This is a genomic window from Curtobacterium caseinilyticum, from assembly GCF_030363035.1.
Classification (GTDB): Bacteria; Actinomycetota; Actinomycetes; order Actinomycetales; family Microbacteriaceae; genus Curtobacterium; species Curtobacterium caseinilyticum.
Map to the genome: position 1 here is coordinate 323,596 of NZ_JAUCMN010000003.1, position 15,663 is coordinate 339,258.

At 72.1% G+C, this 15,663-nt stretch carries 18 protein-coding genes; 7 read left to right on the top strand and 11 right to left on the bottom strand.

Annotated elements, in window-relative coordinates:
- Positions 1-168 precede the first annotated feature (168 nt).
- The gene (locus QUG93_RS06460) at positions 169-1,053 is read right to left on the bottom strand and encodes a DNA-methyltransferase (RefSeq protein ID WP_289473090.1); all 885 of its coding nucleotides are present in this window, start codon (positions 1,051-1,053) and stop codon (positions 169-171) included.
- Between the two features lie 79 nt (positions 1,054-1,132).
- Between QUG93_RS06460 and QUG93_RS06465 the strand changes: the two genes are divergently transcribed.
- Positions 1,133-1,417 (top strand): GNAT family N-acetyltransferase, encoded by a 285-nt coding sequence (locus QUG93_RS06465; protein WP_289473091.1) that lies wholly within the window; start codon positions 1,133-1,135, stop codon positions 1,415-1,417.
- Positions 1,418-1,439: 22 nt separating this feature from the next.
- On the opposite strand, the gene QUG93_RS06470 is transcribed toward QUG93_RS06465, so the two are convergent.
- The 3 genes from QUG93_RS06470 to QUG93_RS06480 form a co-directional block, all read right to left on the bottom strand.
- Complete coding sequence (locus QUG93_RS06470; RefSeq protein WP_289473093.1) at positions 1,440-1,769, bottom strand: hypothetical protein; 330 nt, start codon at positions 1,767-1,769, stop codon at positions 1,440-1,442.
- A gap of 148 nt (positions 1,770-1,917) precedes the next feature.
- Positions 1,918-2,967 (bottom strand): lipoate-protein ligase LplAB, encoded by a 1,050-nt coding sequence (lplAB, locus tag QUG93_RS06475; RefSeq protein WP_289473094.1) that lies wholly within the window; start codon positions 2,965-2,967, stop codon positions 1,918-1,920.
- A 204-nt stretch (positions 2,968-3,171) separates the two neighbouring features.
- Complete coding sequence (locus tag QUG93_RS06480; protein ID WP_289473096.1) at positions 3,172-4,041, bottom strand: alpha/beta fold hydrolase; 870 nt, start codon at positions 4,039-4,041, stop codon at positions 3,172-3,174.
- A gap of 98 nt (positions 4,042-4,139) precedes the next feature.
- Between QUG93_RS06480 and QUG93_RS06485 the strand changes: the two genes are divergently transcribed.
- Together QUG93_RS06485 and QUG93_RS06490 are read left to right on the top strand one after the other, a co-directional pair.
- Positions 4,140-5,276: an inorganic phosphate transporter gene (locus tag QUG93_RS06485; RefSeq protein ID WP_289473097.1), complete on the top strand. Its 1,137-nt coding sequence runs from the start codon at positions 4,140-4,142 to the stop codon at positions 5,274-5,276.
- A 9-nt stretch (positions 5,277-5,285) separates the two neighbouring features.
- Positions 5,286-5,555, top strand: a complete 270-nt coding sequence (locus tag QUG93_RS06490; protein WP_289473098.1) for a hypothetical protein — start codon at positions 5,286-5,288, stop codon at positions 5,553-5,555.
- 274 nt (positions 5,556-5,829) lie between these two features.
- On the opposite strand, the gene QUG93_RS06495 is transcribed toward QUG93_RS06490, so the two are convergent.
- A complete protein-coding gene (locus QUG93_RS06495; protein WP_289473099.1) occupies positions 5,830-6,582 on the bottom strand; it encodes an SDR family NAD(P)-dependent oxidoreductase in 753 nt (250 codons plus the stop codon).
- Between the two features lie 120 nt (positions 6,583-6,702).
- On the opposite strand from QUG93_RS06495, the gene QUG93_RS06500 reads away from it, so the two are divergent.
- Together QUG93_RS06500 and QUG93_RS06505 are read left to right on the top strand one after the other, a co-directional pair.
- Positions 6,703-7,122: a MarR family winged helix-turn-helix transcriptional regulator gene (locus QUG93_RS06500; protein WP_289473100.1), complete on the top strand. Its 420-nt coding sequence runs from the start codon at positions 6,703-6,705 to the stop codon at positions 7,120-7,122.
- Positions 7,119-8,465 carry an MFS transporter gene (locus QUG93_RS06505; RefSeq protein ID WP_289473101.1) on the top strand — a complete coding sequence of 449 codons (1,347 nt, stop codon included), beginning with the start codon at positions 7,119-7,121 and terminating at the stop codon, positions 8,463-8,465. Before QUG93_RS06500 ends, QUG93_RS06505 begins: the two co-directional genes overlap by 4 nt.
- A gap of 164 nt (positions 8,466-8,629) precedes the next feature.
- On the opposite strand, the gene QUG93_RS06510 is transcribed toward QUG93_RS06505, so the two are convergent.
- Positions 8,630-9,523, bottom strand: coding sequence for an alpha-E domain-containing protein (locus QUG93_RS06510; RefSeq protein WP_289473102.1), 894 nt, complete (start codon positions 9,521-9,523; stop codon positions 8,630-8,632).
- 134 nt (positions 9,524-9,657) lie between these two features.
- On the opposite strand from QUG93_RS06510, the gene QUG93_RS06515 reads away from it, so the two are divergent.
- Together QUG93_RS06515 and QUG93_RS06520 are read left to right on the top strand one after the other, a co-directional pair.
- On the top strand, positions 9,658-10,176 hold the full coding sequence (locus QUG93_RS06515; RefSeq protein ID WP_289473103.1) for a MarR family winged helix-turn-helix transcriptional regulator: 519 nt from the start codon (positions 9,658-9,660) through the stop codon (positions 10,174-10,176).
- A gap of 9 nt (positions 10,177-10,185) precedes the next feature.
- On the top strand, positions 10,186-10,410 hold the full coding sequence (locus QUG93_RS06520) for a hypothetical protein (RefSeq protein WP_289473104.1): 225 nt from the start codon (positions 10,186-10,188) through the stop codon (positions 10,408-10,410).
- A 20-nt stretch (positions 10,411-10,430) separates the two neighbouring features.
- Here QUG93_RS06520 and QUG93_RS06525 read toward each other — a convergent pair whose 3' ends face one another.
- The 5 genes from QUG93_RS06525 to recQ all read right to left on the bottom strand — a co-directional run bounded on the left by QUG93_RS06525 (position 10,431) and on the right by recQ (position 15,659).
- Positions 10,431-11,273, bottom strand: a complete 843-nt coding sequence (locus tag QUG93_RS06525) for an NAD(P)-dependent oxidoreductase (RefSeq protein WP_289473105.1) — start codon at positions 11,271-11,273, stop codon at positions 10,431-10,433.
- A gap of 109 nt (positions 11,274-11,382) precedes the next feature.
- Positions 11,383-11,952 carry a M23 family metallopeptidase gene (locus tag QUG93_RS06530; RefSeq protein ID WP_289473106.1) on the bottom strand — a complete coding sequence of 190 codons (570 nt, stop codon included), beginning with the start codon at positions 11,950-11,952 and terminating at the stop codon, positions 11,383-11,385.
- 492 nt (positions 11,953-12,444) lie between these two features.
- Entirely contained in the window at positions 12,445-12,813 is a 369-nt protein-coding gene (locus QUG93_RS06535; protein WP_289473107.1) for a hypothetical protein, read from the bottom strand.
- A 121-nt stretch (positions 12,814-12,934) separates the two neighbouring features.
- Complete coding sequence (locus QUG93_RS06540) at positions 12,935-13,648, bottom strand: lysophospholipid acyltransferase family protein (RefSeq protein ID WP_289473155.1); 714 nt, start codon at positions 13,646-13,648, stop codon at positions 12,935-12,937.
- Positions 13,649-13,778: 130 nt separating this feature from the next.
- Positions 13,779-15,659: a DNA helicase RecQ gene (recQ, locus tag QUG93_RS06545; protein ID WP_289473108.1), complete on the bottom strand. Its 1,881-nt coding sequence runs from the start codon at positions 15,657-15,659 to the stop codon at positions 13,779-13,781.
- Between the last annotated feature and the right edge of the window lie 4 nt (positions 15,660-15,663).

Sequence of the window (15,663 nt, forward strand, 5' to 3'; positions counted from 1 at the left end):
CGGCCGCAGCCGCTGTCAGGCGACATTGCCGACGTCGAACGACGTCGGCAATGTCGCCTTCGTCGTCCCGCCACCACCGCAGCGCGGACACTTCGCATCGCCATCTCCCCCGTCTCCACGGCGCGGCTCGTCCGCCCCTCGACCTCGGCCGCTCCGGGCGGTTGCCGCTCAGCGCTCCTGCTCGACCGCCGAGTCGACCGCCGACTCGACCCTCGCGTGCGGCAACCGCCGTCGCATCACGTCGACCGCCACGGGATTGTCGTCGACGAGGACGAACCGCCGACCGAGGTCCCGCGCGACCGCGCCGAGCGTGCCGCTCCCGGCGAAGAAGTCGAGCACCCAGTCCCCCTCGCGCGACGATGCCTGCACCATCCGCCGCAGCACCCCCTCGGGCTTCTGCGTCGGGTAGCCGGTCTTCTCGCTGCCGGTCGGGGAGACGATCGTGTGCCACCAGACGTCCGTCGGCAGCTTCCCGCGCTCCCGCTTCTCCGGCGTGACGAGCCCGGGTGCCATGTAGGGCTCGCGGTCGACTGCCTCGGAGTCGAACCAGTACCGCTCCGGGTCCTTCACGTAGACCAGGATCGTGTCGTGCTTCGTCGGCCAGCGCGAGCGGGACTTCGCCCCGAAGTCGTACGCCCAGATGATCTCGTTGAGGAACGCGTCGCGGCCGAAGAGCGCGTCGAGCAGCACCTTCGCGTAGTGCGCCTCGCGGTAGTCGAGGTGCAGGTAGAGCGTGCCGTCGTCGGTCAGCAGCCGCCAGGCCTCGAGCAGGCGGGGCTCGAGGAACGCCCAGTAGTCCTCGAACCGGTCGTCGAAGCGCATCAGGTCTCCCCGGATCCGCTCGTAGGTCCGACCACGGAAGCCCGTGATCGTCCCGGCGTCGCCGGCGGTCCGGCGCTCGGCGGTCACCGCGTGGCGCCGCTGCTTCCGTCCGGTGTTGAAGGGCGGGTCGAGGTAGACGACCGTGAACGACCCGTCGGGCAGGGTCGGCAGCACGTCGAGGTTGTCGCCGAGGACGACGAGGTCAGGGCCCGAGTCGTCGATGCTGCGCACTGGACCATCCTCGCGCAGTGCGGACCGACGCCCGACCGTGCCCAGCCTGCACCACGTCCGACGGCGTACGGTCCTCGTCATGGCATCACCCGAGGTCCGCAACGACACCGACGCGCAGCAGTACTCCCTGGTCGAGGACGGCGAGGTCATCGGCTTCGCCGCGTACGAGGTCGACGGCGACGAGATCCGCTTCACCCACACCGAGGTCGACCCCGCCCACCGCGGCGGTGGCCACGCGTCGATCCTCGTGCAGCACGCACTCGACGACGTCCGCGAGGGCTCGCTCCGCGTCGTCCCGCTCTGCAGCTACGTCAAGGCCTGGATCGAGCGCCACCCGGACTACCAGGAGCTCACGACCCGCTGACCCCACGCCGGGCGTCGGTCGGTCAGTAGGTGCGGTCGAGCGTGCCCGGACGGGCCTCGTGTCGACCGACGCCACGCACGGTCGGCACCCTGATGAGCACGTGCCCGCTGAGCAGGTCGTGGTCGTCGTCGGCCGGCGTCGGCGCTTCCCTCGGGAGGCGCGTCTGCCGTTCGTACTCGGCCTGCGTCTCGTGACGGGTCGGCGCGAACACCTCGTCCATCATCGAGACGACACCACCGGATCCGCCGCTGCGTGTGGCCTTGTTCGACAGGTCGATCCACCCCACGCGATCGGCGACCCACATCACGACGACCGCTGCGGCCACCGCCCCCAGGAGGATCAACCAGTTCACGGACCCGACGCTACGTCAGTCGATGGGCGGTCACCTCCGCCGCGCGGATGATCCTCGCGATCTGCACGGCGGGTCCTCGGGATCGCCCCCGTGACCGGTGCGGCGGCGGTCACGGTGTCCCTCCCCGGCCGCCGTGACCACCACCCGCTCAGGGCACCCGCTCGAGCCACTCCTGCGTCGCGAACTTCGTCTCGACGAGCTCCCGCGCCCGGGCACGCTCGGCCTCGGTCACGTGCCCCTCGTGCGCCCCGTACAGCTTCGTGAACGTGCCGATCAGCCGGTCGATGATCTCGGCGCGGGTGAGCCCGGTCTGCGAGCGCAGCGGGTCGACGCGCTTCGCCGCCGAGGTCGTGCCCTTGTCGCTCATCTTCTCGCGGCCGATGCGCAGGACCTCGACCATCTTCTGGCCGTCCATGTCGTAGCTCATCGTCGCGTGGTGGAGGAGCGCACCGGTGCCGAGGCGCTTCTGCGCGGCGCCACCGATCTTGCCCTTGGTCGAGGTGATGTCGTTGAGCGGCTGGTAGTACGCCTCGATGCCGAGGGACTTCAGCGCCTCGATCACCCACTCGTCCAGGTAGGCGTACGAGTCCGCGAACGTCATGCCTTGCACCAGGTCGGTCGGCACGTACAGCGAGTACGAGATGATCGCACCGGCGTCCATGAACATCGCTCCGCCGCCGGAGATCCGCCGGACGACCTCGACGCCGTACTTGGCTGCGCCGTCCGGGTCGACCTCGTTCTTCAGCGACTGGAAGGACCCGATCACGACGGCCGGCTGGTCCCACTCCCAGATGCGGAGCGTGGGGCCGCGTCGGCCGGCCCCGACCTCCTCGGTCAGGACCTGGTCGAGCGCGAGGTGCTCGTTCGGGCTGATCGGTCCTTCGTGGACGATCTCCCAGTCGTACTCCTGCCACGTCGACGCCCGCGAGAGCGCGCGTCGGACGGCGACCCCGACCGACTCCGGCGTGAAGCCGAGCAGGACCGCCCCCTCGGGCAGCGCGCCGCGGACGGCGGCGGCGATGCCGGCCGCGTCCGTCGTGGCCGGGAGCCCGTTCACCGCGCCGTCGATGAGCGGCAGCGCATCGTCCGGCTCGAGGAAGAAGTCACCCGCCAGCCGGAACTCCTGGATGCTCCCGTCGACGACCTCGAGGTCGACGACGACCAGCTTGCCTCCGGGGACCTTGTACTCACCGTGCACGAGGACGAGCCTACGCCCGCCACCTGTCGGACTGGAGGCTCGGGGCGGGCCCGCCCCGTGCCTCCCGTCCGCCGTCGACCTGCCTCGACTGCCCGCGGAACCACGGTACGGACACGGCACCGTGGAATCGCCCGGTGCTGTGTCCGGAACCTGGTTCCGGCGATCGCCGCGCGCCGCGCGCCCCGCCGCCGCGCGCTGCGCGCGTCAGCGAGCGACGTGCCGGTCGAGCCACGCGACCAGGTCGGCGACCACCTCGTCGCGATTCGTCTCGTTGTAGACCTCGTGCCGCGCGCCCTCGTAGACGTGCACCTGCACGTCCGTCAGCCCGCCACGCCGTCGGTACGCCTGGGCGAGCCGCTCGACCGACCGCGGACCGCCGAGCGTGTCGTCCGAGCCGACCTGCAGCAGCACCGGCAGGTCGTGCGGGATCGCCCGCCGCGGCACCCCGAGCAGCCGCAGCGCATCGCGGACACCGAAGAGCTTGATGACGTCCGCCTCGACGGTGAGCGGGTCGGCCGCGAGGGCATCGATGATCGCCCGGTCGCGGGTGATCCACTCGAACTTCGTCGGCCCGGACCCGGCGTGCCGTGCGTTGAGGTCACCGCTGTTCATCCACCCGGGCAGCCGGTACGCCGTCGCGGAGAGCACGACACCGTCGTACCGCTCCGACGAGGTGTTCAGGATCCGCTGCGCCATCAGCGAGCCCCACGAGTGCCCGAGGAGCACGAGCGGGATGCCCGGGTCCTGCTCGCGGGCGACGGCGGTCATCTGCTCGACGGCGGCGATCGCGGCGCGGAGTCCACCGGGGCCGAGCCGCCCGAGCCTTGCGTGGTCGCCGTCCCACTGCGCGAGCCCGGTGCGACCGTGCCCGCGGTGGTCGTTCGCGTGCACGGTGTACCCGGCGCGCACCAGGTCCTGCGCGAGCGGCTCGTAGCGGAGCCCGTGTTCGCCGACCCCGTGCGCGATCTGCACGATGCCCTTCGGCTTGCCGGCACGCCAGGTCGAGTAGACGATCTCGACGCCGTGCGCGTCGGTGAACGAGGAGTCCCCTCGGGCTGCGGAGAAGGTCGGCACGGGTCGATCCTCGCAGACGTACAGGCGGTGCAGGTGGTCCGTGGCGTGTTCATCCGGCGTTCACGCAGCGGGCTCGGAGCCGGCCTAGCGTCACGCGCATGGACGTCCTCGTCACCGTCGTGCTGGTGATCGTGGTGGCCCTCGTGTTCGACTTCACGAACGGCTTCCACGACACTGCGAACGCCATGGCCACCTCGGTCGCCACCGGAGCCCTGCAGCCCCGGACCGCCGTGCTCATCTCCGCCGTCCTCAACGTGGTCGGCGCGTTCCTGTCCACCGAGGTCGCCAAGACGGTCTCGCAGGGCATCATCCGCGAAGGCCAGGACGGCATCCAGATCACCCCGACGATGATCTTCGCGGGACTCGTCGGTGCGGTGCTCTGGAACCTCGCGACCTGGTACTCCGGTCTGCCGTCGTCGTCCACACACGCACTGTTCGGCGGGCTCATCGGAGCGTCGATCATCGGAGCCGGCATGCAGTCGGTGGACTGGGCGACCGTCGTGTCGAAGGTCGTGCTGCCGGCGCTGCTCTCCCCCGTGATCGCGGGGGTGATCGCCCTCGTCGCGACCTACTTGGCGTACACGCTCACCCGGAACGCCACCACGCACGGTGCCGCGACGGGGTTCCGGCACGGGCAGACGATCTCCGCGTCGCTGGTCTCGCTCGCGCACGGCACGAACGACGCACAGAAGACCATGGGCGTGATCACGTTGACGCTGATCGCGGCGGGCTACCAGTCCTCGGGCACCGGTCCGGCGCTCTGGGTGGTCCTGGCCTGCGGCCTCGCGATCGGCCTCGGCACGTACACGGGCGGATGGCGGATCATGCGCACGGTCGGCAAGAAGATCTCCGACGTGCAGTCCCCGCAGGGGTTCGCTGCGGAGACGAGCTCGGCCGCGACCATCCTCGTGTCCTCGCACCTCGGCTTCGCGCTCTCGACCACCCACGTCACGAGCGGCTCGGTGGTCGGCTCCGGCCTGGGCAAGAAGCTCGCCGACGTGCACTGGAGGGTGGTGGGCCGCATCGTCGTCGCCTGGGTGATCACCCTCCCGGCCGCTGCCGTGGTCGGAGGCCTCGCGACCCTGCTCGCCTCGACGAGCACGATCGGCCTGGTCGTCGTCGCCGTGCTCGCCCTGGTCGGCGGGTCGGCCTTCTTCGTCCTCGCACGCCGGAAGCCGGTCACGAAGGACACCGTGAACGACGAGGAACCGGCCGCGCAGCCGGTGTCCGCCTAGGAGGGCATCGTGCACATCGACCTCAGCAGCATCGGCACCGTCGCGGGCGTCGGCTTCGTGGCCGCCGTCGGCGTGGTGCTCGTCTACACGCTCGGCCTGCGGTTGCTCGGCACGGGGCAGCCCGTCGACCCGGGCGGCGAGCGTACCGAGTACCGCGACGAGACCCCGCGGTCCGGGCACACCCCGCCGGTCGCACTGGCCGGAGCCCTCCTGTGCTTCGCGGTGTGCGCGGTCGCGGTCCTGTACGGCATCTGGCTGACGATCCCGCAGTTCCACTGACCGCGCGCCCGTCGCCGGCGACGCTGTACCTGCTGGTGACCGTGCCGGACACCCTGCTGTTCGCGGTGAGGGTCACGCGGGAGGCGCGACCAGCGTCTGCGACGTCGGAACGCTGGTCGCGCCTCCCGGCCGCCCGTTCCTTCCCATCGCACCTGCGATGGAACGTCAGAACGGGCGTACCTGGTCAGTCGTCCTGACCAGGTACGCCCGTTCTGAGCAGGTACGCCCGTTCTGAGCAGGTACTCCCGCAGCGACCAGGAACGCCCGACCGCGGTCAGTGGGCGCTGTAGCCGCCGTCGACCAGGTGGTAGCTGCCGCTGATGAACGACGCCTTGTCGCTCAGCAGGAACAGCACGAGGGCCGCGACCTCGGCGTCGGTGCCGAGGCGCTTCGCCGCGTGCTCGCCCTCGAGCGCCGAGAGCTCCTCGGCGGACAACGACGAGCGGACGAGCGGGGTGTCGATGAAGCCCGGGCCGACCGCGTTCGTGCGGACGCCCTGCGCCGTGTACTCGAGCGCCGCGACCTTGGTGAGCCCGACGAGGGCGTGCTTGGACGCCACGTACGCCGCGTTCTGCGCGATGCCGACGGAGCCGAGCACCGACGCCATGTTCACCACTGCGCCGCCGCCGGCTGCGAGGATCGCCGGGATCTCGTAGCGGAGCCCGTAGAAGACGCCGTCGAGGTCGACCGCACGGACGCGGTCCCACGCCTCGACGTCGTACTCGCCGATGGGCTGGGGAGCGGCGCCGATGCCGGCGTTGTTCACGGCGAGGTGCAGGGCGCCGTAGGTGTCCACCGCGTGCTGGACCATGCGCTCGTTGTCACCCGCGACGGCCGAGTTCGCCTCGAACGCACTGGCGGTGCCGCCTGATGCCTCGATCTCCGTCACCACGCGCTGCGCAGCGTCGAGCCTGATGTCGGTGACGACGACGGACGCGCCCTCGGCGGCCAGTTCCTTCGCGATGGCGGCCCCGATGCCGCTGCCACCGCCGGTGACGACGGCGACCTTGCCCTCGAACTCGGACATGTTCTCCTTCTTCCTCGACGTCCCCGTCGATCGTGCACAAAGCAACACGTGTTGCTCAGTCGAGCGTACACCCGCGGACAACCAGTTCGTTCGCTGAACTAATGAGGTAGGCTAACGGTCGTGCCCGACGCCTCACTCGCCACCGACCTCCGCATCGCCGTGAACCGGCTGTCGCGGACGCTCCGCGCACAGAAGGCCGACGTGACGATGACGGACGGGCAGTTCTCCGCCCTCGCCCGACTCCACCGCGAGGGCGCGATGACCCTGGCCGACCTCAGTCGGCAGGACGGGGTCACGCCGCCGAGCATGACGAAGACCGTCGCCGTGCTGATCGAGCGCGGACTCGTGTCGAAGGACGACCACGGCGACGACCGTCGCAAGGTGCTGCTCGCCGCCACCGCCGCCGGCTCGGCGTTCGTCGCGGAGACCCGGCGCCGTCGCGACGACTGGCTGTCCCCACGGCTGACCGCACTGACCCCCGAGGAGCGCCGCACCCTGACCGACGCCACCGAGATCATGAGGAGGCTGGCCCAGCAGTGACCGCCATGTTCCGCTCCCTCTCCGCCCGCAACTACCGCATCTGGTTCGCCGGGGCCCTGGTGTCCAACGTCGGCACCTGGATGCAGCGCACCGCGCAGGACTGGCTCGTCCTGACGGAGCTGTCCGACAACGACGCGATCGCGGTCGGCGTGACGATGGCGCTGCAGTTCGGCCCGCAGCTGCTCCTGCTCCCCCTGACCGGGCTGGCGGCGGACCGCTTCGACCGGCGGAAGATGCTCATGCTCACGCAGGGGCTGATGGGCGCACTCGGGCTCGGCCTCGGGATCATGGTGCTCACCGACACCGTGACGCTCTGGTCGCTCTACGGCTTCGCCCTCGCGCTCGGCATCGTCGCCGCGTTCGACACCCCGATCCGCCAGGCGTTCGTCTCCGACGTCGTGCAGGGCGAGCACGTGGCGAACGCCGTGGCGCTCAACTCCGCGTCGTTCAACGCCGCACGCTTGATCGGCCCCGCGGTCGCCGGTGTGCTCATCGCGGCCATCGGCTCCGGATGGGTGTTCGTCATCAACGCGGGGTCGTTCCTGGCCGTCCTGGTCGCGCTGCGGTTCGTCGACCCCGCGCAGCTCGCCGAGCGCATCCGGCCGAAGCGCGGCAAGGGGCAGATCGTCGCCGGCTTCCGGTACGTGCGGACACGGCCGGACATCATCGTCGTGCTCTGCATGATCTTCGTCGTCGGCACGTTCGGCGTGAACTTCCCGATCTTCACGTCGACCATGGCCCGCGTCGAGTTCGGCAAAGGCGCCGGTGAGTTCGGCCTGCTCAACTCGGTGATGGCGATCGGCTCGGTGGCGGGCGCCCTGCTCTCCGCCCGGCGCGACCGCCCGCGGATGCGCACCCTCGTCGTCGCCTCCGCCGGCTTCGGACTGGCGTGCACCGCGGCGGCCGTCGCGCCCACGTACTGGACCTTCGCGGTCGTACTCGTGTTCGTCGGACTCGCCTCACTGACCTTCATGACCACGGCGAACGCCCTCGTGCAGACCACGACGACGCCCGCGATGCGTGGACGTGTGATGGCGCTCTACATGGCGATCTTCGCCGGTGGGACACCCATCGGCGCCCCGATCGTCGGGGCCGTCGCCGACGCCTGGGGCCCGCGCTGGGCCATCGTCGTCGGCGCCGTGTCCGGGTTCGTCGCCCTGGCGATCGCCCTCGTCTGGCTGGTCCGCTGGGAGCGCTTCCGTCTGCGGTACGACGCGGAGGCGCCGCTGCACCTCGCCGTGACGCACGCGGTGCCGGTGGTCGGCTCGCGCGCAGCGCGGTCTGCGCTGCGGCGGGACCTCGAGCGTGACGAGGCGGTGGCGGACCGCTCCAGTGCGGTCTGACGCGGCGGGCCGCTCGCGGTGCGGCCACTCGCGCGGAGCGCCGGTGTGCGGCCGCACGTCCCGCGAGGACCGTCGCCTCCGGCGACCGCTCGCGCTGCAGCGCGGGCGCCGCGTCAGCGCGCGGGCAGCGTCAGCGCGCGGGCAGCGTCAGCGCGCGGGCAGCGTCAGCGCGCGGGCGCGGCGGCGGCGAAGACGCGCGTGTCGAACGCGGCGATGACGGCCGCGACGGTCGAGGCCAGGCGGTCTGCGACGGCACGGACCTCGGCAGGCACGCCGATGTCGACCCGCTCGAGCTCGCCACGAGCCGACCGGAAGGCGCGGACCTCGTCGTCGGTGCAGGCGGGTGCGACGTCCGACAGGCAGTCGTCGGCGCGGGCTGCGAGGAACGCGAGGGACCGCGGGCTGTGCCCCTCGTGCAGCAGGAAGTGCGCGGCGTCCTGCGCCTCGACACCGTGGTGCTCGCGCCCGCGGCGGAAGGCCTCGCCCGCCCCGCAGGCCCGGAGCGCCGTGGTCCACGATGCCGACGACGACGCATCGACGAGCGGCGAGGCCAGGAGTCGCGCCGTCAGACCGCACCGCAGCAGGGACCGTCCGAGCGTGAAGAACTCCCACACCTCGTCACGGCTGACGTCCCCCTCGACCACGCCGACCGCGAGCGCACTCCGCTCCCGTACCCAGCTGAGGAACTCGTGGGCTCGGTCGACGGCGACCTTGCGGGGCATGCGCGACCGGGTGACGTCGAGACAGTCCCACAGCTCCGTGGAGACGACCTCGCGGGCGCGGCGCGCGTGATCGCGGGCGACGCCGACCGCGTGGGCGATCGACGCGGGCTCGTGCCGGTCGAGCGCGAGCGCCTCGACGGTCGCCGCGCGCTCCCGGACACGCCCGCCGGCAGCCGCGCCGACGACCGCACGCAGCGCGGAGCCGACCTGGGCGTCCTCGCCGGTCACGCCGGCGTCGGGCCGGACGACGTAGACGTCGAGCATCCGAGCGACGACGTCTGCCCGTTCGACCGCGCTCCCGACGTGGAACACGCTCCCCGCGAGTCGGCTCAGCACGTCGGCTCCTGCATCCCGCGACGGTACCGAGCGGGCGTTGCGGCAGTGTTTCCGCGCCGCGTCACCGGTGTTGCACGACGAGCCGGTCCGCGCACCCGCTAGACAATCTAACTAGAGCGTCTAGCATTGTCCGTATGACGACCGAGGTGAGCACCACCACCACGGGCTTCTGGTACGGCACGGATTCCAGGGTCGACGCGGTGGACGTCCTGAACGCGCTCCGCAGGTACAGGAGTGCGGAGAGCGCTGCTCAGCGCCGCGCACGCGAGGCACTGGGCATCGGCGAGAACGCCCTGCTCGCGCTGCGCGTCCTGCTCGACGCCGAGTCCGAGGGGCGCTCCGTGAACGCCAAGGAGCTCGCCGATCGTCTCGAGATCACGCCGGCCTCGACCTCGGCACTCGTCGACCGCCTGGTCCGCAGCGGACACGTCGAGCGTCACGCCGACCCGCACGACCGCCGCGGCGTCATCCTGACCGCATCGGGTGGCTCGATGCGCCACGTCCTCCGCGTCATCGACCAGCTCGACACCCGGGCGATCGAGGTCGCCGAGCACCTGCCGCAGTCGGAGATGACGGTGATCGTCGGGTTCCTCGAGGAGATGGCCCGCGTCGTCGATCACGACCACCAGGACGAGACCGAGCACTCCGCGTAGCCTGCTGGCATGCGCGACGCTCCGGGCGGCCCCGCCGGGACGCCGCCGCACGACCCCGAGGACGACATGCCCCTCGCCGAGCTCGATGCACGCGCCCGGGCGGACGCAGCGCTCCGGCGCATCCGAGCCGGCGCGGACCCCGCACGCGAGGCGTTCGACCTCGCGAACACGATGAACGACGAGGCCGTCGGCCGGCTCAGCGGTGCCGTACGCCGGTGGTTCCGGCGGGGCTGAGTCGGCCCCGCCGGTCCTCGTCAGAAGGCGGTGCCGACCGCGGCGATGTCGTCGCCGCCGTGCCCGGACGCACTCGCCTCGGCGTACACCCGGTCGAGCGCGTCGAGCAGGGTGGTCGACACCCCGGCCGAGCGCGCGGCCTCACCGATGAGGCCGATGTCCTTCCGCAGGCCGTCGAGCGCGAACTGCGGTGCGAAGTCCCCGCCGAGCATCGCAGCGCCCTTGGTGTGCGCGTAGGGCGAGTCGCTCGCGGTGCCGTCGATGGCGTCGAGGAAGAGCTGCGGGTCGAGCCCGAGCGCGCGGGCGATGGCCAGCGACTGCGCGGTCGCGGCGGTGATCGAGGCGATCCAGGCGTTCGCCGCGAGCTTCAGCGCCGTGCCGTCGCCGACCCGCTCCCCCGCGCGGACGGTCTTCGCGCCGATCGCGTCGAGCACGGGGTCGATGCGGTCGAGCTGCTCGCTCGGCCCGGCGGCGAGCATGGTCAGCTTCCCCTGCTCGGCGGGGCCCTTCGTGCCGAGCATCATCGCTTCGACCAGGGTGATGCCGTACTTCTCGGCGAGCTGCACCACGGTCTCCGTGCCGGCGGTCCCCACGGTCGACGCCTGCACCCAGACGGCTTCCTGCGGTGCGTCTCCGGCCGCTCCTTCGAGGACGTCGACGACCGCGTCGGTGTCGAAGAGCGTGAGGAGCACGACCTCAGCGTCGGCGACCGCTGCCTCGGCGTCGGTCGCCACCGTCGCGCCGTGGTCGCCCAGGGAACGTGCCTTGTCGGCGCTGCGGTTCCACACCGTGACCTGGTGCCCCTCGCGCAGCAGGGACCGTGCGACCCCTGCACCCATCGTTCCCGTGCCCAGTACCGTCACGCGCACCAGCGTCTCCGTCCTGCGGTCCGCACCGTGCCGCCGCGGAAGCGACGCTACGCCTGTCGGGTCGGGACGCCTCGGGAGCCGGACGTCCCGGCGTGGTCCACGGTCAGAGCAGCCCCCGGGTCGCGAGCCACGGAGCGGGATCGACGGCCGTGCCGCCGAGGATGACCTCGAAGTGCAGGTGTGGCCCGGTCGAGACGCCCGTGCTGCCGACGGCACCGATCACCTGCCCGGCATCCACCCGCTGCCCCACGCGGACGTCGATCCGCGACAGGTGCCCGTACCGGGAGCGACTGCCGTCAGGGTGTGCGAGCAGGATCTGGTTGCCGTACCCGCCGAGGGGTGCTGCCTGGACCACGACGCCCGGCATCGCGGCGAGGACCGGTTGACCGTACGGCGCCGCGAAGTCGAGCCCGTGGTGGTCGGTCGAGCACGCGGCGCAGCCCGGGACGTGCCGGGAACCGAACCCGCCCGCCGTGGGGATGGTGCCGGCGACCGGTCGGACGGTCTCGAGCCCGGCCCCGGTCCGCGGGTCGCCGGAGAAGTCGTCCTGTACCGAGAAGTCGTCCCGGGTGACGGGGACCACCTGCCCGCTGGCAACGACGAACTCCTGCGCGTCACGGGCGGCGCGGGCCTCGGGCAGCGGCACGGCGACGGCCGAGCCGGGCGTCGACACCGTGACGAAGAGGCAGGCTGCGAGCGCCGCTGCGGTCGTCGGGAGCGTCCGGCCCGTCCAGGCGGAGCCGTCGACCGGGCGGACCGGGCGGGTCGCCGTCGACGCCGTCGCGGGTCTGCTGATGCGGCGGGACGGGCGCCGGACGCGATGGCTGCGCTCGGCCCGGAGCTTCCGCCGGCTCGGCAGTGCACGGGCGCCGGCCGGGGCAGCGCGTGCTCCGTGCTCCCGCTGGCTCGGCAGAGCAGGGGCGCCGACCGGAACAGCCGATGTTCCGGGGGTGGAGACCGGGGCGGTGGGAGGGGCCACCACCGCCCCGGTGGTCGTCCCGACGGTCGCGGACCTCGACGTGACCGTCGACGGACGGGAAGGCACCGGGGTGGTGGTGGAGGGGGGAACCGCCACCACCCCGGCGGTCTGGGAAGCGGCCGCGGCCTCGGCGAGCCGTCGGGCGCGGCGGGTCGGGTGGGCCGGAGCCGTCACGGGGCAGTCCGGTCAGGCGCGGACGAACCCGTCGCGCGTGATGCGCTCGAGTTCGACCACGACCGCATCGACCACGGCCCGGGTGATGGCGTCGGCGACCGCCTCGACCAGGACGAGCTGGTCGGTCGTGACCGCGTGCTGACCGGTCGGGGCCGCCCCGACGCCGGCCGGGATCCGGTCGATCGCGGCGACGAGGGCGTTCGGCACGAGCGCGGTCTCCTCCGCCGGGAGCGGTGCGGAGAGCGGCGAGGTCGGCGCCGGGACGGCGGACGCGCCGGGCTGTGCGCTGTCGTTGCGGAGGGCGCTGTCGCTCCGGAGCACGCTGTCGTTCCGGAGGTCGCTCCGCCTCGCGAACGCGTCGAACAGGGGTGTGGAGGACATGCTGCTGCCTTCCGGTCAGTGGTGGGTCCGGTCTCGGTGACGGGGCTCGAGTGCACTCCCCGTGTGTCGAGATCGATTGAACCACTGATATGCAGCATGTGCAATAGCGGTAACGGCAGGATCAGTCCGGCTCGACCGCCTGGGTCGGATCGTCCCGCCGCAGCACCTGCTTCACGCGTTCGACGATGGTCGAGGGCGGGTTGTTGTACGCGTTCGCCGGCTCCTGCCCGCTCAGCGCCTGGATCGCGGCCATGACCGCATCGGTCGCATGCCGGCGTGCTCGACCGGATGCCGCGTCGCCGAAGGACGACAGGTCCATCGGCTCGCCGAACTCGATCGTCACCTTCGCGAGCCGTGGCAGCCGTGAGCCCACGGGCTGCACGTGCTCCGTCCCGGTCAGCGCGACCGGCACGACCGGCGCGCCGCTCGTCAGTGCGAGCCAGGCCACGCCCGTCCGCCCCTTGTAGAGCCGGCCGTCGAGGGAGCGCGTGCCCTCGGGGTAGATGGCGAACGCCTCCCCGGCCTGCAGCCGCTCCAGCCCGAGGTCGAGGGCGTGCTGCGCGGCCGATCCGGCCCCGCGTTCGACCCCGATCGCCCCGATCCCGCCGAAGAACGCCCGTGCGACCGCTCCGCGCACGCCGGTACCGGTGAAGTACTCCTGCTTGGCGAGGAAGGACACCTTCCGCGGGGCCATCAGGGTGATGGCGGGTGAGTCGATGAACGAGCGGTGGTTGCTCGCGAGGATCACCGGGCCGGTCCTGGGGACGTTCTTCCGGCCGACGATCCGCGGTCGCCACAGGAGGCGCGCGAGCGGGGTCACCACCGTACGGCTCATCGTGGTGGCGAACGTCGTCGAACCGGGCACCCGGGGCCTCCTCGTCGTGGGAGGTTCCGAGTGTAGTGAGCGGTCCGCGGGGTGCATGCCGCCTGCGGAATGCGTCCTGCGCCTGCCGCCTGCGGGCCCGTCAGTCGTGCGCCGCGACCACGTCGAGCACCGCTCGGCCGTAGCGTTCGAGCTTCGCCCCGCCGATGCCGGAGATCTCGCTGAGGGCGTCCTCGTCGGCGGGCTTCACCGCCGCGATCCCGCGCAGGGTCGCGTCGTTGAACACCACGTACGCAGGCACCCCCTGCTCGCGCGCCTGCGCGGCGCGCCAGGCACGCAGCGCCTCGAACAGGCCGAGGGCCTCCTGCGGCATGTCCGTCACGACCGGCCGCCGCGACCGCGACGCCCGGGACGCCTTGACCGGGTCACGGCGCATGAGCACGCGCGTCCGCCCGCTGAGCACCTCGGCGCTCGTGGGACTCAGGACGATCGTGCCGAACCCGTCGCCGGAGACCGCCGCGTACCCCTGGGCGAGGAGCTGCCGGGCGACCGCTCGCCACTCCGCTTCGCCCAGGTCACTGCCGATGCCGAAGGTCGCGAGGGAGTCGTGCCGGAGCTCCTGCACGCGCGGCGACTGCTTGCCGACGAGGATGTCGACGAGGTGCGCGACACCGTACCGCTGTCCGCGCTCGCGCTCGAGCCGGACGACGGTCGAGAGGAACTTCTGCGCGGGGACGGTGCCGTCCCAGGGCTCGGGCGGCGCGATGCACGTGTCGCAGTTGCCGCACGGCGTCGAGTCCTGCCCGAAGTACGCGAGCAGGCGGACGCGGCGGCACTCGATCGTCTCGCACAGGGCGAGCATGGCGTCGAGGTGCGCGCTGAGCTGCCGCCGGTGCGCCGCGTCGCCCTCGGACTGGTCGATCATCCGGCGCTGCTGCACGACGTCGTTCAGGCCGTAGGCGAACCACGCGGTGGAGGGCAGCCCGTCACGTCCGGCACGACCGGTCTCCTGGTAGTACCCCTCGACCGACTTCGGCAGGTCGAGGTGCGCCACGAAGCGGACGTCCGGCTTGTCGATGCCCATGCCGAACGCGATGGTCGCGACCATGACGATGCCGTCCTCGCGCAGGAACCGCGACTGGTTGCGTTCGCGGACCTTCGCGTCGAGACCCGCGTGGTACGGCAGTGCCGGGATCCCCTGGTCGGCGAGGGCGGCGGCGGTGCGTTCGACGGAGTTGCGGGACAGGCAGTAGACGATGCCGGCGTCGCCGCGGTGCTCGGTCCCGATGAAGGTGAGGAGCTGCTGCAGCGCGCCGGTCTTCGGCTCGATGCGGTACTGGATGTTCGGCCGGTCGAAGTCCGCGACGAAGTGCGCGGCGTCGTCGAGCCCGAGCCGCCCGGAGATCTCGCGGTGCGTCTGCGGGGTCGCCGTGGCCGTCAGCGCGATGCGCGGCACGGTCGGCCAGCGCTCGTGCAGGACGCTCAGCTCGAGGTAGTCCGGCCGGAAGTCGTGCCCCCACTGGGCGACGCAGTGTGCCTCGTCGATGGCGAACAGGGCGATGCGCGCCCGGTCGAGCAGGGAGCGGGTGGACTCGAGCCGGAGCCGCTCGGGCGCGAGGTAGAGCATGTCGACCTCGCCGCTGACGACCGCCCGTTCGACGCGGGCTCGCTCGTCGGGGCCCTGCGTCGAGTTGAGGAAGGCCGCCTGCACCCCGTTGGCCGCGAGGGCGTCGAGCTGGTCCTGCATGAGGGCGATCAGCGGCGACACGACGACCCCGATGCCGTCGCGCACGAGGGCCGGCACCTGGTAGCACAGCGACTTCCCACCTCCGGTGGGCATGAGGACGAGGGCATCGCCGCCGGTCACGACCTGTTCGATGATCGCGGCCTGCTCCCCGCGGAAGTCGTCGTAGCCCCACACCCGGTGGAGCACGTCCAGCGCCGCAGCCCGCGACGGAGACTGCGCGGCAGCCTGCGACGGAGACTGCGCGGCAGCCTGCGACGGGGCCTGCGTGGTGCTCATGACA

Excerpts from the sequence above, each read along its gene's own strand:
- QUG93_RS06465 (WP_289473091.1), top strand. The coding sequence starts at position 1,133 with ATGGCATCACCCGAGGTCCGCAACGACACCGACGCGCAGCAGTACTCC.
- QUG93_RS06485 (WP_289473097.1), top strand. The coding sequence starts at position 4,140 with ATGGACGTCCTCGTCACCGTCGTGCTGGTGATCGTGGTGGCCCTCGTG.
- QUG93_RS06495 (WP_289473099.1), bottom strand. The coding sequence starts at position 6,582 with ATGTCCGAGTTCGAGGGCAAGGTCGCCGTCGTCACCGGCGGTGGCAGC.
- QUG93_RS06515 (WP_289473103.1), top strand. The coding sequence starts at position 9,658 with ATGACGACCGAGGTGAGCACCACCACCACGGGCTTCTGGTACGGCACG.
- QUG93_RS06520 (WP_289473104.1), top strand. The coding sequence starts at position 10,186 with ATGCGCGACGCTCCGGGCGGCCCCGCCGGGACGCCGCCGCACGACCCC.
- QUG93_RS06535 (WP_289473107.1), bottom strand. The coding sequence starts at position 12,813 with ATGTCCTCCACACCCCTGTTCGACGCGTTCGCGAGGCGGAGCGACCTC.
- QUG93_RS06540 (WP_289473155.1), bottom strand. The coding sequence starts at position 13,648 with ATGAGCCGTACGGTGGTGACCCCGCTCGCGCGCCTCCTGTGGCGACCG.
- recQ (WP_289473108.1), bottom strand. The coding sequence starts at position 15,659 with ATGAGCACCACGCAGGCCCCGTCGCAGGCTGCCGCGCAGTCTCCGTCG.